The organism is Bradyrhizobium sp. CER78, from assembly GCF_029846235.1.
In the GTDB taxonomy this organism is placed as follows: Bacteria; Pseudomonadota; Alphaproteobacteria; order Rhizobiales; family Xanthobacteraceae; genus Bradyrhizobium.
Genome location: NZ_JARVWP010000004.1, coordinates 226,736 through 247,735, shown reverse-complemented (window position 1 = coordinate 247,735; position 21,000 = coordinate 226,736). Strand labels below are relative to the sequence as shown.

Sequence of the window (21,000 nt, the reverse complement as noted above, 5' to 3'; positions counted from 1 at the left end):
GCGCCATGAACCCCATTTTGCAGCCGTCATGCGGCGATTCGGATGTCTGACACCTCTGCACGCGATCAGGCGCGGGACAACGCCATCTCGGTCAGCGCGATCTCGTCCGACCGGATCGAGCCGGACGACAATGCGTGGACGCGGCGCCTTGTCATCTTCCTGCGCATCATGGCCGTCGTCTCGGTCGCCAAGGGTCTTTATCACTGGGCCCAGGTGACCGGCTTCGTCGGCGGCGAGGAGGAGGCCTTCGAGAACCAGTCGATGGCCTGGCAGACCGCCACGATCTATTTCGCGGTCATCGAGCTCGTCGCCGCGGTCGGGCTCTGGCTTGCAACGCCCTGGGGCGCCGTGGTGTGGTTGACCACCGTGGTGTCGATGGCGGTCATCGAGCTGATGTTTCCGGGCATCTATGGCGGCAGCCTCACCGTGGTCGGGCTCGAGGCCGTGATGCTTGCCGCCTATCTCGCGCTGGCCTGGATGTCGGCGCGCGAACGCCCGCCATAGGCCGCGTGCAGGGACGGCCCGATGCACTGTTGCCCTGCCGCGACAGCGCGATGAATTGCTGACGGCGGCTGTCGATATCCGGCAGTCGTGCGCGCAACGAGAAGACAGCTTCGCTGGTTCTGCTAGGTGGATGCCGACAGATCGCATCCCTTTCGAGGCGCCCCGTTTTTCGGAGCATCTCCACGGGACCTGCCGTCGGGATCCATTTCACCGGATCTCGGTGCGTGTGCCGGCCGGCTTTGCGCGGGCCGACGGCGGAGCCGGTCTCACCCCGTACCCGATGTTGGCGGCTTGCGTATCGCGCGTGTTCCGCCGCGATGCACTCCGATAAAATTTTCAAAGAATTTTCCGGTAACCGATCGGTCACCGTAAAGGGTTCCCTCACACTCGTTACGCCGTCGTTTCGAATTCAGACGGTGCTGTTTCCGAATGTGACAGGAGGGGCAGACGAAGCGTGAACAAAGGGTCTGCCACCGTCAATGAAAAGTTGCGAAAAGCCTTTGATCCATGGGCTTAATCCACGATTCACTGTCTTAAATTCATGATCTCTTTATTCTCTTATTTAAGCGGATATTCAAACGGCCCCCTTACGTTGGACCTATCAGGCGGGACACAAGTTTCGTCGAATAAAGTCGATAAAAACGACAAACAGGGGAAGTGTCATGATGAAAGCCGTTGCGACAACGGCGGCGGATGCCGCTGATCGCGCTACCGGTCAAGCTCCGGTGCAGCCGCTCTATCTCGAAGCCCTGACTTTGGTGGAGCGGCTGCATCGCCGGCTCCTCGACGTCATCAAGGATGAATTCGACCGTCGCGGCCGCGCCGACATCAACTCGGTGCAGGCACTCCTCCTGTACAATATCGGCGACAAGGAACTGACCGCCGGCGAGCTGCGCACCCGCGGCTACTATCTCGGCTCCAACGTCTCCTACAATCTGAAGAAGCTCGTCGAGCTCGGCTTCCTCGATCATCAGCGCTCGCGCGTCGATCGCCGCTCGGTCCGCATCCGCCTGACCCCGCAGGGCCAGGAAGTGCGCCGCATCGTCGATGCGCTCTATCAGAAGCACGTCAAGACGGTGGAGCAGGTCGGCGGTATCTCGAACGAGGAGTTCGCGAGCCTCAACAAGTCGCTGCATCGCCTCGAGCGCTTCTGGACCGACCAGATCCTGTATCGCCTCTGAGCCTTCCTCTCTTCGCCTGATGGCCAAGCCGGCCACCTAGAAGACCGGCAGCCTCCTCCAGTCCAACCTTGCTTCAACCAACGCATCGGTCATGCCCGGCCGATGCGTTTTTCATGTTGCACCTGCGAAAATAAATGGGGCCTCGCGAGGAACCAAGACGTTCCCAGCGCTTTATTCCGTCTCCCAACGGAGAAGCAGGACATGCTGGTCGAGCGCGAGATCGAGGTGCTGAATGTCGAGGTCGTCGGTGACGCCTACGCGATCGCCTCGAACTATCTGCGCAAATCCGGCGCCATTCCCGACACCTTCGCCACCAATGAGCGCCTGCTCGGCATCATCGTGAAGCTGTACCAGCGCGGTGAGCTGAACCGGCTTCGCCTCGCCAACAAGGCGATCGCGAAGTTCGAGGCCGAGACGCTGGTGGTCGCCTGAGCGTCAACCCGGAGACTTCAATGGAAGCCGCTATCGATCGGATCATGCAGACGTATGATCTGCTGCTCAACCGCACGTCCGCTGCAAGCGACGAGGCGCGCGCGAAGGTGACAGAGTACGTGCAAACGCTGTTCGATGCGGGTGAGCGCGACACGCATCGGTTGACGGTGTGCGGCCTGACTTATCTGCGCCAGCTCGACGGCAGCACCGACCATGTGAAGGCCGGGTATACCGGGCTGTAGAACGTCGCTCCGCACCTCATTTGCTTCGCAATGAGACGGGTAGGGCTTCTGATTCAACTGTCAAACAACTTGTCCGGTGTCATCACCCGCGCAAGCGGGTGATCCAGTATTCCAGAGGCAGTCGTTATTGAACCGAGAGGCCGCGGCGTACTGGATCGCCCGGTCGAGCCGGGCGATGACACCGGAGTGCGTACACAACTCTGCCCGCGCGTCGTCCGCGCCTAGTGCGCAATTGCGCACGGGAGCAGGGACCCATACGCCGCAGCAGATGTAGTGGAAGAGACTCGTCGTTCCAGCATCGCGCAACAATAACCATCCGTGGTTATGGGTCCCTGCTTCCGCAGGGACGACAGCGAGCATGTTGCGCGGCCATCGAGCTTGCTCCATGTCATCACCCGCGCATGCGCATGCGGGTGATCCAGTATTCCAGAGACAGTCGTTATTGAACTGATGGCCGCGGCGTACTGGATCGCCCGGTCGAGCCGGGCGATGACACCGGAGTGCGTACACAACTCTGCCCGCGCGTCGTCCCTGCCTAATCCCTGCTTTCGCAGGGACGACACCGAGTGTGTTGCCCGGCCTTCACGTCATACATCTCTCCAAACGAAAATGGTCGCAGCAGCGGTTCTCCCGGCATCACAACCGAGCACAGCCCAACATTGCAACGCCGCGCGTCGGAGCCCCGTTGACACCCGTTCTATTTGGGGTTACTTAATGTAACACGAAATTGAGGGTGAACACGATGTCTCCGCGAGATGGCCGCCAATCGGCGCGCGCCAATGGGGTTCACGATACTGAGCCGCAGATCGTCGACGCCTCGATCGCGCTCCGCGCAGAGCGCTGGTTCGACGAGATCACTCTCGACGACATCGCTGCTGCAGCCGGCATCGTCGCGCGCAGCGGCGACGACATCACCCTGCGGACGTCCGGGCAGAACGCGCGATTTTTTTAGGAAAGACTGAGACAGGAGAATGATCATGAACAGGACTTTGCGTACGGGGTTTGCGGCCGCCTTGCTCGCTGGCTGCGTGTCATTGATCCCCATCGGCGCCAAGGCGGAGGGCTGGGGCTCAGGCCATTGGGGTACCGCCCCTTCCTCCGGGACCGGCTGGGGCGGCGGCACGAATTCCAGCAACTGGGGTTCCGGTGGTGAAGGGGGCTGGACCTCCAGTAGGGTCGGTGGCGGGCCCGGCCAGGGTGCTGGACGCTGGGGTCAATCCGGCTCCCGTTCCACCTCCGGCGGCTATGGCGGCGGGGACTCCGGCGGTTGGGGCTCCGGCGGCGGACAGTACGGCCGCCGGACCGACGACGGCTGGGGCGGTCGGGGCTCCGGTGGTCGGCATTACGGCTCCGATAGCGGCTGGGAATCCGGCGGACGCTACGGCCGACGGGATGCTGGGGGTTGGGGCGGAGGCTATGGAAACCGAAGCTCCGGAGGCTGGGGCTCCAGAGGCCGCCATTATAGCGACGACAGCTATGGCGGCGGCTGGCGGTGAAGCGTGTCGGCCATGACGACGGTACGCCGTCACAACGCATCTCCGGCGGCCTGACCATGGTCGGGCTGACGGACATGCCGAACAAGACACGAGATCGCCAACGTCGCGGAAGCGAAGCGCACTCATTACGCGGCGCGCGACGACATTCGGTGCCTTGATCGACTGAAGGTGCGGCTCCTTGAAAAGGGAAAAGTCATGACCAGAAAATACGTCTTGCTCTTCGCTCTGGCGCCGCTGTTTGCGCTCCAGATGGATTCCGCCAGTGCCTGCAAAGTGGTCGGCCGCTCGAGGAGCGGTGAGCCGCTTTGTATGACCACCCATGATGGTCCCGGACAGCCATACAAGGCCGGTCGGAATTTTGTTTCGCCGGCGGAACGAGCGCGACGCATCGCTGAAATGAAGCGAGGCGGAACGATGATCGGCGGGATTCTTGTGTCTCCTTATGTTCCAGGCAGCAGGGAAGACAAGGCATGGCAGGCGGAGCGACGGCGGAGGGGATTCTGACGGCTCCCGGAAGGACGACACACCGCGAGGGTATCAAATGCGGACGATCCTGATAGCTCGCGGTGGCCTTCTTGCCCTGCTTGTCACAGCGGCGCTCACCCCTGGCGCGCAGCTGCTTCACGCCCAGCAGACCGACGGCCACAGCGACGTGTTGCGCCAGGCGCAAGAGAGAGCCAAACAGATCGAAAGGCAGACTGGAATGAAGATTCCGGAATTCACGCCTGAAGAGAAAAAGGCGATGATCAAAGAGTATGCCTTAGGACTCGTCCAAGCCGGTCAGCTGTGCAGCGCCTTCAAACACGACCCCAGCCTGATCGACAGCAGCAAGAAGATGGCCCTCGATATCCTGGTCGGCGGCGTAGGCATGCCCAAAGCGGAGGCTGAGGCCGCTGTCGCGGTGGTCCCACCGCAGGACACGAAACCGGACAACATGCTGGCGGTCAAAATCCAATGCAGCATGATCAACGCTCCCATCGAATAGCCCGGCCGGCATATGTGAGCATCGCGTGCCAATGACAGGACGAAGTTCATGAAGCGCTTTTCGTCATGCTCACCGCAGAACGCGCGCGGTATGATCAATTTGAACTGGAAGCTCGAACGCGGGAGTTGCATGGTGTACCGGGCGACCAAGTGATTGCTTTGAAGGATCGACGCATGTCTCCGCGAGCCTATCGCCAGTCGGCGCGCGCCGATGCAGTTCAGGATACCGAGCGGCAGATCGTCGACGCATTGAGAGCGCTCCTCGAAGAACGCTGGTTCGACGAGATCACTCTCGACGACATCGCTGCGGCGGCCGGCACCACCCGCCAGACCGTGATACGGCGCTTCGGCTCCAAGACCGGCGTGCTCAGCGCCATGGCTGCCCAGATGGACGTCTCGATCCAGGCCCAACGCTGGAGCACGCCGGCCCAAAGCGTGGCGGACATCGTCAGGCTCCTGACGGACGATTACGAACGCACCGGCGACATCATCGTGCGAACCCTCAGCCAGGAAGCGCGCATTCCCGAGTTCGCTGCCATCCTCGATCGCGGACGCAAAGCTCATCGCAAGTGGATCGAGGACGTATTCGGGGCATGGCTCGACAAGCTCGATGGCCAGGCTCGAGGCGATCGGCTCGCGCAGTTGTTGGTCCAGACCGATGTTTGGATCTGGCATCTGCTGCGTCGGGCGCAAGGACATTCGGCGGCGAAGACCCACCGGCTCATGACGCAGGCGATCGAGCGCCTGCTGCGTGAGGGCAGGGCGAACTGATCCGGTCTGCATCGAGAAGGACCAACGCAATGACGGAAACGACGGATGCGGGGCCGCATCTGCGCATCGTGGCGGTCAGTTGGGAAGGTGGCGGCAACGTGCCGCCGACGCTCGAGGCCGTGCGCGCCCTCGTCGCTCGGGGCCACGACGTACGGCTGATCGCCGACGACACGATGCGAGCGGAGGCGATCGAGGCGGGGGCTCGATTCCTGCCCTGGAAGCGCGCGCCGAACCGTCGCGATCGCGCACCCGAAAGCTGCTACGTGCGCGATTGGGAAACCACCGATCCCCTGGCCGGCTTTCAAAGAGGGTGCGAACGGGTCTTCGTCGGACCAGCGCGATCCCATGCCGAGGATATTCTCGAAGCGCTGGCAGCGGAGCCGTCCGATATCCTTCTCGGCACGGATATGCTGTTCGGCAGCATGTTGGCGGGCGAAATTGCCAAGGTTCCGACGGCCTTGCTCGCAAGCAACATCTCGCTTTGGCCTCTCCCCGGACATCCACCGTTCGGTCCGGGCTTTCAGCCCGCCCGCTCGGCGGCGGACAGAGCGCGCGACGCCGAGGCCTCGGCCACGGCCGAGCAATTATGGGACGGCTTCCTGCCGAGCCTCAACGCTGCCCGTGCCCATTTCGGCCTCGCGCCCCTGGCCCATGTCCACGAACAGCCCTTGAGCGCCGGCCGCCATCTCCTTGCCACTAGCAGCAGCTTCGATTTTCCCACCGAGCGCCTGCCGGATCATGTGCGCTATGTGGGGCCGCTGCTGGAGATGCCGAGCTGGGCCCGCGAACGCTGGACGAGCCCGCCGGCGCGCGAGAGGCGGCCTCTCGTGCTCGTGTCGTTCAGCACCACCAATCAGCGGCAGGCCGATGTGCTGCAGCGGGTGATATCCGGTTTGGCGGACGAGCCGGTCGAGGTGGTCGTCACCCTTGGCAAAGCCCTCGAGGGACTACGCCTTCAATCGTCGGCGAATGTCACCATTCTTCCCAGTGCGGCGCATGAGGACATCCTGACCAAAGCCCGCGTCGTCGTCACCCACGGCGGGCACGGAACGGTCATGCGATCGCTGAGCCACGGCGTCCCTCTCGTCGTTCTGCCGATGGGGCGCGATCAGAACGACAACGCCGCGCGCGTCGACTATCACGGCGCGGGTCTGCGCCTCGATCTTTCAGCAACTCCGCAAATGATCGGCGAGGCCGTGCGGCGCGTCCTTTCCGAGCCGAGCTTTGCAGAGCGGGCGGTGGTTCTTGCGCGTGCCATCGCTGCGGAAGGCCCGGCGCCTGCACGGCTCGTCGCAGAAATCGAAGACTTCGTACTGAGGTCTTCCCAGGGAGCTCCGTCCGCTGCGTGATTGGCACAAGCTGATCGAGGCTGAAACCTCGAAATCGGTCCATCGAGAGGAAACCGAAGGATGACACACGTCTCTTCAAGCGAAAATGGAATGACCCTGACGTCCGGCCAACTGGACGCCTATCTCGCGAGGATCGGGGTCGGCCGGCCGGTCTCTCTCGATGTCGACAGCCTGTCGAGACTTCACCGCGCCCATCTGATGGCCTTCACCTGGGACGCGCTGGATGCTTTCATGGGATGGCCGTGCTCGATCGCCCCGGCCACAGCCTTCGCCAAAATGGTGGAGGGCAGGCGCGGCGGCTGGTGCTACGAGATGAACGGTCTGTTCGGCGCGGCGCTCACCGCGCTCGGTTTCCGCGTGACCCGCCTGTGCGGCGCCGTCGACCGTGAGGTCATGGGCGACCTCGTCATCGGCAATCATCTGGCTCTGCGTGTCGATCTCGACCGGCCGTACCTTGCCGATGTCGGCTTGGGGGACGCCATTGTCGAACCGGTGCCTCTCGCCGCCGGACCGATCAGCGACCGTGGTTTCGAGTTTTCGATCGTACCGACAGACGATGGCTGGCTACGCTTCAAGAACCATGCGCGCGGCATGGCGCACAGTTTCGATTTTCAGCCCGATTACAGCGATGAGGCCAAGATGGCTGCTACGCTTTGCTGGCTGACGCAGGATCCCGGCTCGCCGTTCACAAGCGCGCTGGCGCTCATTCTGCATACCGAGAATGGCTATGTTGCCTTGAAGAACGACTGCCTATGTCGCGTGACGGCAGACAGCGTGAGCGAACAACGCATCACGAGCGCGGATCATCTCGCCGATACGTTCAAGACGATCTTCAACATCGACGTTCCCAAGCCTGACCACGTTTGGGAGAAGATCCAGGCGGTCGGCCGCGGCGAAGCCGCCTGAACGGACATTCCTAGCAACGCGCCGGAGCCGGCGGGCGTCCTGCCGCCGTACGACTCCAGTCAAGGCAAGCGAAAACGGACCGGCGAGGTGCGGCGATTTGCTGCACGGCTTGGCTGCGCTGCCCGGCTTGCCGAATGCTGAGGCGAATGGTCGCTAGGGGTACGCAGACGCGCGACCGACGAGCGATTCCATACCCGATGGGACCACGCTTCTGGCTGGCGATGCGACCACATGACCGGATGCGGCCAGCGATCGGCGGGCTGCATCTGAAAATTTCAGGAGGAAGCCCCATGATCTCGTCCCGCATGCGCCTGTTCGGCGCGGTCGTCGCGCTGCTTGTTGGGGCGAGCGGCCCGGCGGCCGCGCAGCAGCTCGAGCTCAAGCTGATGGCGCCGGCGGCGCCGGGCGGTGGCTGGGATCAGACCGCGCGCTCGATGCAGCAGGCGCTGGTCGCCGCCGGCGTCGCGCGCAGCGTCCAGGTCACCAATGTTCCCGGCGCCGGCGGCAGCGTCGGCATCGCGCAGTTCGTCAACGGCGCCAAGGGCGACGGCAACCAGATGATGGTCAACGGCTTCGTCATGGTCGGCGCGCTCGCCATGAACAAGTCGCCGGTGACGCTGGATCAGGTGACGCCGATCGCGCGCCTCACCGAGGAGATCCAGGTCATCGTGGTGCCGGCGAATTCACCGCTGAAGACGGCGCAGGATCTCGCCGCCGCGGTCAAGGCCGATATCGCGAAGGTGACCTTTGCCGGCGGCTCGGCCGGCGGCGTCGATCACGTGATGGCGGCGCTGTTCGCGGGCGCGGTCGGGGCCGACGCGAAGAAGATCAACTACATTCCGTTCTCCGGTGGCGGTGAATCCCTTGCCGCGATTCTCGGCGGCAAGGTCACGGCCGGCATTTCCGGCCTCAGCGAATACGAGGGCCAGATCAAGGCCGGCAAGCTGCGGGCGCTCGGCCTGACCTCTGCGCAACGTCTGCCCGGCGTCGACATCCCGACCTTCAAGGAGCAGGGCATCGATCTCGTGCTGGCGAACTGGCGCTCGGTGGTGGCGCCGCCTGGCATCACGCCGGAGCAGCGCAAGGTGTTGAGCGATGCCGTCGAGAAGATGGTGAAGTCCGATGCCTGGAAGGAGATCCTGAAGCAGAAGGGTTGGGATGATGCGTATCTCGGCGGCGACGCGTTCGCGGATTTCCTGAAGAAGGAAATCGCGCGCGTCACCGAGGTGCTGAAGTCGGTCGGCCTCGTGAAGTCATGACGCCGGACACGGCTTCCGAAAACCTGCCGCGCGCGCCGGTTCGGCGCCTCGATCGCGTCGGCGTCGTCATCGCGGCCGCGCTGGCCGTGCTCGCCGCGGTGCTGGTGTGGGACGCGAGCAAGCTGCCGTCCACCACGATGTACGGCATGGGGCCGGAAGCGATGCCTGTCGTCATCGCGATCGGCCTCGTCATCCTCGCGGTCGGCAATCTGATCGACGCGTTGCGCGGCAACTTGCCGCCGCGCGAGAGCATGGATCCGATGCCGGTGTGGCTGATCATCGGCGGCCTGGCGCTGTTAATCGGCATCATCGGCTTCGGCGGCGGCTTCATCCTTGCCACCTCGGCGCTGTTCGTCACCACGTCGGCCGCGTTCGGCCGACGCGCCGTCCTGGCAGACTCCGCCATCGCGCTCGTCATCACGACGCTCATCTACCTCGCGTTCGACAAACTGTTGACGCTGAGCCTTCCTGCCGGCCCGCTGGAGCGACTGCTGTGATGGACACCTTCGCCGCGCTGGCGCATGGCATGGCGGTCGCCATGCAGCCGATGAATCTGCTCTACGCCCTGATCGGCGTGTTCCTCGGCACCGCGGTCGGCGTGTTGCCGGGCATCGGCCCGGCGCTGACGGTCGCGCTGCTGCTGCCGGTGACCTACAAGCTCGATCCTGGCGGCTCGCTGATCATGTTCGCCGGCATCTATTACGGCGGCATGTACGGCGGATCGACCACCGCGATCCTGATCAACACGCCGGGCGAGAGCGCGTCGATGGCGACGGCGCTCGAGGGCAACAAGATGGCCAAGGCCGGCCGCGGCGGCCCGGCGCTGGCGACCTCGGCAATCGGCTCGTTCGTAGCCGGCACCATCGCCACCATCGGGCTCGCGTTCCTCGCGCCCTGGCTGGTCGATTTCGCGGTTCGGTTCGGGCCGGAGGATTATTTCGCACTGATGTGCGTCGCCTTCGTCACGGTGTCGGCGACGTTCGGCGACTCGCCGGTCCGTGGCCTCACCAGCCTGTTCATCGGGCTGACGCTCGGCCTCGTCGGCATCGACAAGCTGACCGGTCAGGCGCGGCTTGCGTTCGGTATTCCGGAGCTGCTCGACGGCGTCGAGGTGACGACGCTCGCGGTCGGCCTGTTCGCGGTGGGGGAGGCGCTCTATGTCGCCTCGCGCCGCCATCACGCCGAGGAGAAGCTCGAGCCGGTGCGCGGCTCGCTGTGGATGACGCGCGAGGATTGGCGACGCTCGTGGAAGCCGTGGCTGCGCGGCACCCTGTTCGGCTTTCCGATCGGCGCGCTGCCGGCCGGCGGCGCCGAGATCCCGACGTTCCTGTCCTATTCCACCGAGCGCCGGCTGACCAAACATCCGGAGGAATTCGGCAAGGGCGCGATCGAGGGCGTCGCTGGACCCGAAGCCGCCAATAACGCCTCCGCCGCCGGCACGCTGGTGCCGCTGCTGACGCTCGGACTGCCGACCTCGGCCACCGCGGCGATGATGCTGGCGGGCTTCCAGCAATATGGCCTCAATCCGGGGCCGCTGCTGTTCGCCGAGCGGCCCGATCTGGTGTGGGGTCTGATCGCGAGCCTGTTCATCGCCAACGGCATGCTGCTGGTGCTCAACCTGCCGCTGGTCGGCTTGTGGGTGCGGCTGCTCGCGATCCCGCAGCCATGGCTCTATGCCGGCATCCTGGTGTTCGCAACCATGGGTACGATCGCGGCAAAACCGTCGGTCGTCGAATTGTCGATGCTGGCGGCGTTCGGCGTGATGGGTTTCCTGATGCGGCGGTTCGATTTCCCGATCGCACCTGTCGTGATCGGATTGATCCTCGGGCCGATCGCGGAAAGCCAGCTGCGCCGCGCGCTGGCGATCAGCCTCGGCGATCCCATGGTGCTGCTGCAAAGCCCGATGTCGGCGACGCTGCTCGGCATCGCGCTGATCGCGTTGCTGGCGCCGTTCGTGCTCAGGGGACTCGGGCGGTTCAAGGCCAACGAGGATTAGCGCGCGGTGCGACACCGCCAAAACATTCGCGTGATCCGGAAATATCCGGACTGCGGTCCCAGTCTTCCGTTCAGCAACGTACATGCCTCGCTCCGCGAGGCTCAATCAAGGCGGCTGAACGATGAAGACCACATACCTTCTGGCGGCGCTGCTGCTGGCGCCATCGCTCACGACCCAGGTTCTGATGCCCCAAGCCGTGGCGCACGTGCGAACCGACAAGAGCGGCCATCTCGCGCGCGCCGGCGCGCAACCGATCATCGGCAGCCGATCGCAGGGATACGGGATCGTCGGCCGCCAGATCGCAGCGCCGCCGTGGAGTGCGGCCTGCACGAACGATCTTGGATCGCAACAATGCGACGAGCCGATGTGGGTCTATGGGAGCCCCGACTATGTCGCGCAGTTCAGGAATGCCTTCTGACGTCGACCCGCGCTCGGCGGCAGCGGGAACCTCGGCACGTAAAAGGCCCGCTCCGGGGCTCGCATTTCGGAGCGGGCCAGTCTGGGCGCGGCAAAGCGTTGCCGCAGCGCAAACCTAGCGCGACATGCTGACACCACCCTGACGGCGCTGAAAAAAGGAGAGACGGCCGAACGCCGCCTCTCGATTATAGTTTTGTGAACGAAATGTTTCGCGGCGTGCTCACCATTTATAGGCGATGCTTGCCGTGATGCGCCGGCGGTCGCCGTAATAGCAGGAGCCAATGGTGGCGCAGCTTGCGACGTAGATCTTGTCGGTCACGTTCACGACATTGAGCGCCGCGCGCCAATTGTTGTCCCATTCATAGTGCAAGGCGAGGTCGCCGAGCACGACGCTCGGAACGCGCGCGGTGTTCGCGGTGTCGGCGAAGGACGAGCCGACATAGCGCACGCCGCCACCGAGGCCGAAGTCCGTGAGCGGACCCTCGCGGAAGGTGTAGTCGGTCCAGACCGAGGCGAGCTCTCGAGGCGTGTTGGTCGGCACGGTGCCGATCAGTGCGGGATTGAGGTCCTTGCTGACGAACAGCTCGTAATTGGTGTAGCTCGCCACCAGCTTGAAATCCCGCGTGATGTTCGCGACCGCCTCGAGCTCGACGCCGCGCGAGGTGACTTCGCCATTCTGGGTCTGGAACAGGGTGTTGTTCGGATCTGTCGTTAACGCGTTCTTGCGCTTGAGATCGAAATACGCGACGCCGAACCGCGCGTTGAGCCCGGCCGGCTCGTACTTGACGCCGACCTCGGTCTGCGCGGAGGTTTCCGGCAGCAGCAACTGGCCGGCGGCGTTGGTGCCGATCACCGGATTGTAGCCGGTCATGTAGGAGACGTAGGGCGCAACGCCGCTGTCGAAATTGTAAATCGCGCCGACACGGCCGGAGAACTTGCTGTCGTCGCGGCCCTGCGAGGCGCCGATCCGGTTGTTGTTGGTGAGATCGACCCAGTCCTGACGCCCCGACAGCACGACCGTCAGGCGGTCGAGCTGGACCTGATCTTGCAGATAGAGCCCGGCCATGCCCTGGGTGAGATAGCCGTTCTGATACAGCGCCCCGCTGAACGGCAGGTTGTTGCCGTAGACCGGATTGAGCACGTTCAGGTTGGTGCCCGCGCCAAAACCCTGGCGGTCGTCGATGCCGTAATATTTCAGATCGACGCCGACCAGCGCGGTGTGCTGCAGCGCGCCGGTCGCAAAGCGATATTCGAGCTGATTGTCGAGGTTAAGCTGCGTGGCGATGCCGCGGGTGTAGAAATTGCCGCGGCTGATGTCGGCGGCCGCCGGCGTCGTCGCGTAGCCGAGCCCGTAGAGGCCGGCATAATAGACGTCGACATGGGCCATGCGCGCGTTCTGGCGGAAGTCGACGCTGTCGGTCACGCTCTTCTGGAACTGGTAGCCGACCATCTCCTGATCGCGGCGGAACTGATCGACGCCGGGATCGCCGGCGAACAGGCTGGTTGGAATCCGGCCGAACGGCGCGTTGGTGACTGTGCCGACATAGGGCAGGAAGTTCACTGCGCGGGTGTTGCTGTGCGAGGCCAGGCCGAACACGGTGAGGCTGGTGTCGGCATCGGGCCGCCAGGTTACTGACGGGGCGAAGAAGAAATTGTTGTCGTAGACATAATCGGTCTGCGTGCCGCCGCCCTGGGCCTGGCCGACGAGGCGATACTGCACCTGGCCGCCTCCGGGCGGTGCCGTCGCGCCGCCGATGTCGAACTGGGTATAGGCGTTGCCGAAATTATTGACGCCGGTCTCGATGTAGCGAACGGGCTCGGCCGACGGCAGCTTGCTCACCGCGTTGACGAGGCCGCCCGGCGCCGAGCCGCCATACAGGATGCCGGATGGGCCGCGCAGCACCTCGACGCGCTCGAGGTTGAAGGGCTGCAGCTTCCAGCTCGCATAGGAGGTGTAGAACAGCTGCAGGCCGTCGAGGAACAGCGACTCGTTCTGCGCGGGGAAGCCGCGGATCAGGAACCAGTCATTGCGGAAATCGGCGCCGAAGGTACCGCCGACGACGCCGGGCGTGTAGCGCAGCACCTCGTCGAATTTGCTGACGACCTTCTGGTCGCGGATCTGCTCGGCGCTGATGACCGTCACCGATTGCGGCGTCTGGATGATCGGCGTGCTGGTCTTGGTGCCAACAGCGCTCTGCCGCGCCAGATAGCCGGCGACCGGACCGTTGGCGCGCTCGTGTCCGCCGCCTGTGCGGGCGGCTTGCTGCGTGGCCTGCGGCTGCGCTCCCGCCGGGGCGACTGTTGCGCGGCGTGAGGCGCTCCGCGCGCGCGTGGTCCGTTGCGAAGGCTGCTGCGATCGCGCCGCTTGCCGATGCGACGGCGCATCGACCGTCACCGACGGCAACTGCGTCTGCGCGAACACCTCGTCCGCTGCAGCAACCGAAAACACCACCAACGCCGAAGCAGCAAACCGCTGCGGCCGAATCCATCCGTCCGTCATTCAACGCCCCCGAAGAGAATTTTCTTCGGCGTCGTTATCACGGTGATCTTCGTTGACAGCCTGCGCGCGGTTAGAAGCTATTTAAGCCGTGCGCTAAGCTCGCGTGTGTGACTGTGCGACAACGGAGTACGACGCGCAATTGCACGCCTCGCGTGAGACGCTTGAATCAATCCAGTGTTGAACGATTCAAAGAACGATTCAAAATTCGTCTCGTAATCCGATGGATCATGATCGAGCGAACACATTGGCTCGCGTCGAAAAAGGGATACAGTCCTGCCGCCCATGTTGATCATCAGAGCGTCCTAATGCAGGTTCGGCGATGGCTTACAGATCGAGCGATGAATTTTCTGCGGAGTTGAAGGGCCTGATCGATGGCTGGTGTGAGCGACGATTGCTCTCGCCTCTATCGCGCATCCTTAGTCCATTCCTTGCCTTCAACGGCATGACCGACGGTTGGGGTGAGTTGGCGGCTGCGCTCAAGAGCATCCGGGCTCAGGACAGAAACGAGCTAAGTTCATCGGAACAAGCGAAGGTTGATGATCTTATCCGGGCGGCCGACGAAGTACTTCATCGTAAGGAAGTACTTCATCGTAAGTGAGTGCTAAGTCTGCCGGCCACGACAGTCGCGCGCGCCCTGAGCCGGCCGGAACCGAGCCCCCGGGGCAGGCCCCGGCTGGCTGGCAATCCCCGCCATCCCCACCATATCTGGCATAATTGACCGCCGGGGACCGCAACCGCTTGGCCATTTTGGGGCGATGTGATAACCCTCTGAAACCAGCTTCGACCGCCACTCGTGACCGTCCGCATCCTAAGTAAAGGCTTGCGGCGGTGGAGATATTTCGCCGATGACCTCATCCTCCAAGACCGCTTCCGCGCCCGATTCCTTCTTCACGGCGACCCTCGCCGAGGCCGATCCCGAGATCGCCGCCGCGATCAAGGGCGAACTCGGCCGGCAGCGCCATGAGATCGAGCTGATCGCCTCCGAGAACATCGTCAGCCGCGCCGTGCTGGAGGCGCAGGGCTCGGTGATGACCAACAAATACGCGGAAGGTTATCCGGGCGCGCGCTACTACGGCGGTTGCGAGTGGGTCGACGTCGCCGAGAACCTGGCGATCGAGCGCGCCAAGAAGCTGTTCGGCGCCGGCTTTGCCAACGTCCAGCCGAACTCCGGCAGCCAGATGAACCAGGCGGCGTTTCTGGCGCTGCTGCAGCCCGGCGACACCTTCATGGGTCTCGACCTCGCCGCCGGCGGCCATCTCACCCACGGCTCGCCGGTCAACATGTCCGGCAAGTGGTTCAAGGCCGCGCACTACACTGTGCGCCGCGAGGACCAGATCATCGACATGGACGAGGTCCAGAAGCAGGCCGAGCAGGTCAAGCCGAAGCTGATCATCGCCGGCGGCTCGGCCTATTCGCGCGCCTGGGACTTCAAGCGCTTCCGCGAGATCGCAGACTCGGTCGGTGCGTATCTCCTGGTCGACATGGCGCATTTCGCGGGCCTCGTCGCCGGCGGCGTGCATGCCTCGCCGGTGCCGCACGCCCATGTCACCACGACGACGACGCACAAGTCGCTGCGCGGTCCGCGCGGCGGCCTGATCCTGACCAATGACGAGACGCTCGCCAAGAAGCTGAACTCGGCGATCTTCCCCGGCCTGCAGGGCGGCCCGCTGATGCACGTCATCGCGGCCAAGGCGGTGGCGTTCGCCGAGGCGCTGCGGCCGGACTTCAAGGTCTACGCCAAGAACGTGGTCGAAAACGCCAAGGCGCTGGCCGAGACGCTGCGCAGTCACGGCCTCGACATCGTGTCCGGCGGCACCGACAACCATCTGATGCTGGTCGACCTCAGGCCGAAGGGCCTGAAAGGCAACATCTCCGAGAAGGCGCTGGTGCGCGCCGCCATCACCTGCAACAAGAACGGCATCCCGTTCGATCCCGAGAAGCCGTTCGTCACTTCGGGCCTGCGGCTCGGTACGCCGGCTGCGACCACGCGTGGCTTCGGCGTCGCCGAGTTCAAGCAGGTCGGCGGCATGATCGCGGAAGTGCTGAACGCGCTGGCGCAGTCGCCGGACGGCAAGGCGCCGCTGGTCGAGGCAGCGATCAAGGAGCGCGTCAAGGCGCTGACCGATCGCTTCCCGATCTACCAGTAAGAAGGGGTCGCATGATCCGGAAAAGTGGGTACCGGTTTTCCGAATAGATCATGCGCAAATAAAGGTCCCGTCGGATGCGCTGCCCGAGCTGCAATTCTCTCGATACGCAGGTCAAGGACTCGCGTCCGACCGAGGACTCCGCCGTCATCCGCAGGCGGCGTGTGTGCATGGCCTGCAACTTCCGCTTCACGACCTTCGAGCGGGTGCAGCTGCGCGAGCTCACCGTGATCAAGCGCAACGGCCGCCGCGTGCCGTTCGACCGCGACAAGCTGGTGCGCTCGCTGCAGATCTCGCTGCGCAAGCGCCCGGTGGAGTCGGAGCGGGTCGAGAAGATGGTGTCCACCATCGTTCGCGAGCTCGAAAGCGGCGGCGAGGCGGAGGTTTCATCCGAGGCGATCGGCGAGATCGTGATGGAGCATCTGCGCCAGCTCGACGACGTCGCCTATGTGCGCTTCGCCTCGGTCTATCGCAATTTCCGCGAGGCCAAGGACTTCGAGGCTGTGCTCGACGAGTTGACCGGCGAAGAGGACCCGCGGCTCGCAACGTTGCGAAAATGATCTTTCGCATTCTCGAAGACCAGTTCGCGCAGAAATCCAAAGAGGCCAAAGCCGCCGATCTGCGCTTCATGCAGCTCGCGCTGGCGCTCGGCCGCCGCGGGCTCGGGCGCACCTGGCCCAATCCGGCGGTCGGCGCCGTGATCGTCAAGGACGGCGTGATTGTCGGCCGCGGCTGGACGCAAGCAGGCGGCCGGCCGCATGCCGAGGTCGAGGCGCTCCGCCGCGCGGGCGACGCGGCCCGCGGCGCCACGCTCTATGTCACGCTCGAACCCTGCTCGCATTTCGGCCGCTCGCCGCCCTGTGCGGACGCCGTGGTCGCGGCGGGGCTCGCCCGCGTGGTGTCGGCGATCGAGGACCCCAATCCGGAGGTCGGCGGGAAGGGGCACGCGAAACTGCGCGCCGCCGGCATCGCGGTCGATGTCGGGCTGTGCCAGGCGGAGGCCGCGCGCGACCATGCCGGACATTTCCGTCGCATCACGGACAAGCGCCCGCATGTGATCCTCAAGCTCGCGGTATCCGCCGACGACAAGATCGCGGCGCACGGGCACAAGCCGGTTGCGATATCAGGGGAGGCGGCGCGGACCCGCGTGCATCTGCTGCGCGCGCAGTGCGATGCGATCCTGGTCGGGATCGGCACGGTCAAGGCCGACGATCCGCTTCTGACCTGCCGGCTGCCCGGCATGGCGGCGCGTTCGCCGGTGCGTGTGGTGCTGGATCGTGCGCTGCGGATCTCGGGCGACAGCCGAATGGTGCATTCCGCGCGCGAGACGCCGCTCTGGGTGATGACCTCAGACATGGCGGAAGCCCCCGCCGCGGTGAAGCTCGGCGCTGCCGGTGCTAAGGTGATCCGCGTTGCCGCCAGCACGCCTGCGGGGCTCGATCTGCCCGCCGTTCTGCATGCGCTGGCGGAGAAGGGAATCACGCGGCTCTTGGTCGAGGGCGGGTCTCGCGTGGCAAATTCTTTCGTGGCGGCGGGCCTCGTCGATGAAATCTGGCTGTTGCGCGGACCTGATGCGATCGGCGCCGACGGCGTTCCCGCGCTGGACGCAATGCCGCTCGACGCAATCACGCAGTCGCCGACCTTCCGCCTTCGTGCTAGCGAAACCCTCGGCAAAGACAGTCTCAATATCTACGAGCGTGCGTAATGTTTACCGGAATTGTCACCGATATCGGTGAGATCACCAGCCTGAAGCCAGTGGCGCAGGGGCAGCTGCACCGGTTGCGGATTGCCTGCGACTACGACCAGACTACGATCGCCGACGGCGCCTCGATCGCCTGCAACGGCGTTTGCCTCACCGTGGTCGCCTCCGGCACCGCCGACGGCAAGACCTGGTTCGACGTCGATGCCGCGGCCGAGACGCTCGGCATGACCACCGCCAAGCATTGGGCGCAGGGCGGCAAGCTCAACCTCGAGCGCGCGCTCAAGATCGGCGACGAGCTCGGCGGTCACATCGTGGCCGGGCATGCCGACGGCATCGCCACCATCGTCAAGCGCGACGATCTGCCCGACATGGCGCGCTTTGAGCTCAGAACCACCCGCGAACTGGCGCGTTTCATCGCGGCAAAGGGCTCGGTCACGCTGGACGGCGTGTCGCTGACCGTGAACACGGTCGATGACGTCACGTTTTCGGTGCTGATCATCCCGCATACGCTCAGCGTCACGACCCTGAGCGGCTGGAAGGCCGGCAGCGAGGTCAATATCGAGGTCGATCTGATGGCCCGCTACGCCGCGCGGCTGTCGGAGATGAAATGACGGCGTAGCCGTCACGCAGCGGTCATTCCGGGATGGTCCGAAGGACCAGACCGCAGATGCACAATTGTGCATCGGGGAATCTCGAGATTCCGGGTTCGATGCTTCGCATCGCCCCGGAATGACGGCGTCAGGCGCATTCGTGCTTGGAATACCGCCTCGCGGCGACTACAAACACGCCCGTTGACAAATTACATGGGCGTTGACTGTCAACATGCAGAACATATGGAACGAAAATGGCTGACGCGCGGCGCGCACCCCTGAAGGACCAGACCGACATCACAGGCGCTCGCGTGCTGATCGTCGAGGCTCGGTTTTATGACGACATCCAGGATGCGCTGCTGGAAGGCGCGCTCGCCGAGCTGAAGACGGCCGGTGCCAGCCACGACGTCATCACGGTGCCCGGCGCGCTTGAGATTCCGGCCGCAATCGCGATTGCGATCGATGCCGCTGAAGCGAACGGCAAGCCCTATGACGCGGCGATCGCGCTGGGCTGCGTGGTGCGCGGCGACACCATCCATTTCGAGATCGTCTCGATGGAGTCCTCGCGCGGCTTGATGGATCTGGCCGTGAGCCGAAAATTTCCGCTCGGCAACGGCATCCTCACCGTCAACACCGAGGCGCAGGCCTGGGCGCGGGCGCGCGCCAGCGAGTTGAACAAGGGCGGCGACGCCGCGCGCGCGGCGATCGCGATGCTGCGGATCAAACGCCGCCTGGCAAAGGCCTGACCATGGCTGAGAACAACAAACCCGGCAAACCCGCTGACAGGAAAGCCAACCGGCGCGGCGCGGCGCGGCTCGCTGCTGTGCAGGCGCTGTACCAGATGGACATCGGCGGCGCCGGGATCAACGACATCTTCGCCGAGTTCGAGAGCCACTGGCTCGGCAACGAGGTCGAGGGTGACAAATATCTGCCGGCGGAAGCCGCGTTCTTCCGCGACGTCGTCTCCGGCGTGGTGCGCGACCAGGCCAAGCTCGATCCCCTGATCGACGAGGCGCTGTCGAAGGGCTGGCCGCTGAAGCGGATCGACGCGATCCTTCGGGCGGTGCTGCGCGCAGGATCCTACGAGCTCGAACATCGCAAGGACGTGCCGGGCCGCGTGGTGGTGTCCGAATATGTCGACGTCGCGCATGCCTTTGTCGAGAAGGACGAGACCGGCATGGTCAATGCCGTGCTCGACCAGATCGCGCGCCAGTTCCGCGGCGACGAGTTTGTGCGGAACTGAACCACATTTTCCGTCGTCATCACCCGCGCATGCGGGCGATCCAGTACGCCGCGGCGGTTATTGGCAACAACGGCTTCCGCGGCGTACTGGATCGCCCGGTCAAGCCGGGCGATGACAGCTGAGGGTAAGGCGCACGATATGGCAGAGCGTCACGATAATCCCTCCGGCGAAGACTCCCTGATCGCGCGCTATTTCAAGCCGCTGGCGACTGATCCGGGCGCGTTCGGTCTCGACGATGATGCCGCCGCGCTGCGGGCGGCCGGCGAGGACATCGTGGTCACCACGGATGCCATCGTCGAGGGCGTGCATTTCCTCCCCGATGATCCGCCCGACACGCTGGCGCGCAAGGCGCTGCGGGTGAACCTCTCCGACATCGCGGCCAAGGGCGCTCTGCCTGCGGGCTTCGTGCTGACGCTGGCCGTGCGCAAGGTCGATGAGAGCTGGCTGAAGCCGTTCGCCCGGGCGCTTGGCGAGGACGCTGCCGATTTTGGCTGTCCATTGCTCGGCGGCGATACAGTCTCCACGCCAGGGCCGCTGATGATCTCGATCACCGCGTTCGGCCGGCTGCCACAGGGCAAGATGGTGCATCGCGCCGGCGCGCAGGCGGGCGATCGCGTGTTCGTCACCGGCACGATCGGCGATGCCGCGCTCGGTCTCGATGTGCTGCAAGGAGGGCCGGTCGCGGCGGCGCTGGCGGACGATGCCGCCGGGCGGGATTTTCTCGCCGCCCGCTACCGTGTTCCGCAGCCGCGCAACGCACTTGCCCGCGCCGTCCGCGCCCACGCCAGCGCGGCGATGGATGTGTCCGACGGTCTCGCCGGCGATCTGGCCAAGCTTTGTGCAGCCAGCGGTGTGACGGCCGTGATCAACGTGCCGAGCATTCCGTTGTCATCTGCGGCCGCGGGGCTGCTCGCACGCAAGGCCGTGGGGATCGAGACCCTGGTCGCCGGCGGCGACGACTACGAACTGCTATGCGCGGTGCCTGGCGATCGCGCAGACGCCTTCCTGCGAGAGGCACGCCAGGCCAAGGTCACTGTGACCGCCATCGGCGGCCTCATTGCCGGTTCGTCGCCACCAAGCTTCCTCGACGGGCAGGGCAGGGAACTGAAGTTGCAGCGCCTGTCCTACAGCCATTTCTAGAATTCCCAGCCGGACTGCGCCGATTTTCCTTCTAAATAGCTGCCGATATCGGCGTTTTCGGCCGTAGGTGGCGTTGCGCAGCGGTAACGATTTTGGCAAGGTCGCGCCCGATTTGAGGCAATCCGTTTTTGGGGAGGGTTGTCC

At 64.5% G+C, this 21,000-nt stretch carries 23 protein-coding genes; 22 read left to right on the top strand and 1 reads right to left on the bottom strand.

The window, feature by feature from the left end; all coding sequences use genetic code 11:
* The first annotated feature begins 42 nt into the window (after window positions 1–42).
* The 14 genes from QDT69_RS09980 to QDT69_RS09915 all read left to right on the top strand — a co-directional run bounded on the left by QDT69_RS09980 (window position 43) and on the right by QDT69_RS09915 (window position 11,538).
* Window positions 43–504 (top strand): DUF6163 family protein, encoded by a 462-nt coding sequence (locus tag QDT69_RS09980; RefSeq protein WP_050422596.1) that lies wholly within the window; start codon window positions 43–45, stop codon window positions 502–504.
* 662 nt (window positions 505–1,166) lie between these two features.
* Window positions 1,167–1,685, top strand: a complete 519-nt coding sequence (locus tag QDT69_RS09975) for a MarR family winged helix-turn-helix transcriptional regulator (RefSeq protein ID WP_028333857.1) — start codon at window positions 1,167–1,169, stop codon at window positions 1,683–1,685.
* A gap of 201 nt (window positions 1,686–1,886) precedes the next feature.
* The gene (locus QDT69_RS09970; RefSeq protein WP_279706408.1) at window positions 1,887–2,117 is read left to right on the top strand and encodes a hypothetical protein; all 231 of its coding nucleotides are present in this window, start codon (window positions 1,887–1,889) and stop codon (window positions 2,115–2,117) included.
* 20 nt (window positions 2,118–2,137) lie between these two features.
* Window positions 2,138–2,359: a hypothetical protein gene (locus QDT69_RS09965; RefSeq protein ID WP_050422593.1), complete on the top strand. Its 222-nt coding sequence runs from the start codon at window positions 2,138–2,140 to the stop codon at window positions 2,357–2,359.
* Between the two features lie 742 nt (window positions 2,360–3,101).
* Complete coding sequence (locus QDT69_RS09960) at window positions 3,102–3,311, top strand: hypothetical protein (RefSeq protein WP_279706407.1); 210 nt, start codon at window positions 3,102–3,104, stop codon at window positions 3,309–3,311.
* 739 nt (window positions 3,312–4,050) lie between these two features.
* Window positions 4,051–4,359 carry a hypothetical protein gene (locus tag QDT69_RS09955; RefSeq protein WP_279706406.1) on the top strand — a complete coding sequence of 103 codons (309 nt, stop codon included), beginning with the start codon at window positions 4,051–4,053 and terminating at the stop codon, window positions 4,357–4,359.
* A gap of 37 nt (window positions 4,360–4,396) precedes the next feature.
* A complete protein-coding gene (locus QDT69_RS09950; protein WP_279706405.1) occupies window positions 4,397–4,840 on the top strand; it encodes a hypothetical protein in 444 nt (147 codons plus the stop codon).
* 65 nt (window positions 4,841–4,905) lie between these two features.
* Entirely contained in the window at window positions 4,906–5,610 is a 705-nt protein-coding gene (locus QDT69_RS09945; protein ID WP_279706404.1) for a helix-turn-helix domain containing protein, read from the top strand.
* Between the two features lie 29 nt (window positions 5,611–5,639).
* Complete coding sequence (locus QDT69_RS09940; RefSeq protein WP_279706403.1) at window positions 5,640–6,959, top strand: glycosyltransferase; 1,320 nt, start codon at window positions 5,640–5,642, stop codon at window positions 6,957–6,959.
* 90 nt (window positions 6,960–7,049) lie between these two features.
* Window positions 7,050–7,865: an arylamine N-acetyltransferase gene (locus tag QDT69_RS09935; RefSeq protein WP_347952029.1), complete on the top strand. Its 816-nt coding sequence runs from the start codon at window positions 7,050–7,052 to the stop codon at window positions 7,863–7,865.
* A gap of 305 nt (window positions 7,866–8,170) precedes the next feature.
* A complete protein-coding gene (locus tag QDT69_RS09930) occupies window positions 8,171–9,124 on the top strand; it encodes a tripartite tricarboxylate transporter substrate binding protein (RefSeq protein WP_279706677.1) in 954 nt (317 codons plus the stop codon).
* Window positions 9,121–9,621 carry a tripartite tricarboxylate transporter TctB family protein gene (locus tag QDT69_RS09925; RefSeq protein ID WP_279706401.1) on the top strand — a complete coding sequence of 167 codons (501 nt, stop codon included), beginning with the start codon at window positions 9,121–9,123 and terminating at the stop codon, window positions 9,619–9,621. Before QDT69_RS09930 ends, QDT69_RS09925 begins: the two co-directional genes overlap by 4 nt.
* Complete coding sequence (locus QDT69_RS09920; protein WP_279706399.1) at window positions 9,621–11,120, top strand: tripartite tricarboxylate transporter permease; 1,500 nt, start codon at window positions 9,621–9,623, stop codon at window positions 11,118–11,120. Before QDT69_RS09925 ends, QDT69_RS09920 begins: the two co-directional genes overlap by 1 nt.
* 121 nt (window positions 11,121–11,241) lie before the next feature.
* Complete coding sequence (locus tag QDT69_RS09915) at window positions 11,242–11,538, top strand: hypothetical protein (protein WP_279706397.1); 297 nt, start codon at window positions 11,242–11,244, stop codon at window positions 11,536–11,538.
* A gap of 219 nt (window positions 11,539–11,757) precedes the next feature.
* Here QDT69_RS09915 and QDT69_RS09910 read toward each other — a convergent pair whose 3' ends face one another.
* Entirely contained in the window at window positions 11,758–14,037 is a 2,280-nt protein-coding gene (locus QDT69_RS09910; RefSeq protein WP_279706396.1) for a TonB-dependent siderophore receptor, read from the bottom strand.
* Window positions 14,038–14,356: 319 nt separating this feature from the next.
* On the opposite strand from QDT69_RS09910, the gene QDT69_RS09905 reads away from it, so the two are divergent.
* The 8 genes from QDT69_RS09905 (at window position 14,357) to thiL (ending at window position 20,856) form a co-directional block, all read left to right on the top strand.
* Window positions 14,357–14,635 carry a hypothetical protein gene (locus tag QDT69_RS09905; protein WP_279706395.1) on the top strand — a complete coding sequence of 93 codons (279 nt, stop codon included), beginning with the start codon at window positions 14,357–14,359 and terminating at the stop codon, window positions 14,633–14,635.
* 247 nt (window positions 14,636–14,882) lie between these two features.
* Window positions 14,883–16,184, top strand: a complete 1,302-nt coding sequence (glyA, locus tag QDT69_RS09900) for a serine hydroxymethyltransferase (RefSeq protein ID WP_279706394.1) — start codon at window positions 14,883–14,885, stop codon at window positions 16,182–16,184.
* Between the two features lie 74 nt (window positions 16,185–16,258).
* Window positions 16,259–16,741: a transcriptional regulator NrdR gene (nrdR, locus tag QDT69_RS09895; protein ID WP_016844999.1), complete on the top strand. Its 483-nt coding sequence runs from the start codon at window positions 16,259–16,261 to the stop codon at window positions 16,739–16,741.
* Window positions 16,738–17,886 carry a bifunctional diaminohydroxyphosphoribosylaminopyrimidine deaminase/5-amino-6-(5-phosphoribosylamino)uracil reductase RibD gene (ribD, locus tag QDT69_RS09890; RefSeq protein ID WP_279706392.1) on the top strand — a complete coding sequence of 383 codons (1,149 nt, stop codon included), beginning with the start codon at window positions 16,738–16,740 and terminating at the stop codon, window positions 17,884–17,886. The genes nrdR and ribD overlap by 4 nt, the downstream gene beginning before the upstream one ends.
* Window positions 17,886–18,494, top strand: a complete 609-nt coding sequence (locus tag QDT69_RS09885) for a riboflavin synthase (RefSeq protein WP_279706391.1) — start codon at window positions 17,886–17,888, stop codon at window positions 18,492–18,494. Before ribD ends, QDT69_RS09885 begins: the two co-directional genes overlap by 1 nt.
* A gap of 233 nt (window positions 18,495–18,727) precedes the next feature.
* Window positions 18,728–19,219, top strand: a complete 492-nt coding sequence (ribH, locus tag QDT69_RS09880) for a 6,7-dimethyl-8-ribityllumazine synthase (RefSeq protein ID WP_279706390.1) — start codon at window positions 18,728–18,730, stop codon at window positions 19,217–19,219.
* Window positions 19,220–19,221: 2 nt separating this feature from the next.
* On the top strand, window positions 19,222–19,716 hold the full coding sequence (gene nusB / locus QDT69_RS09875; protein WP_279706389.1) for a transcription antitermination factor NusB: 495 nt from the start codon (window positions 19,222–19,224) through the stop codon (window positions 19,714–19,716).
* A gap of 138 nt (window positions 19,717–19,854) precedes the next feature.
* A complete protein-coding gene (gene thiL, locus QDT69_RS09870; RefSeq protein ID WP_279706388.1) occupies window positions 19,855–20,856 on the top strand; it encodes a thiamine-phosphate kinase in 1,002 nt (333 codons plus the stop codon).
* Window positions 20,857–21,000: the final 144 nt, after the last annotated feature.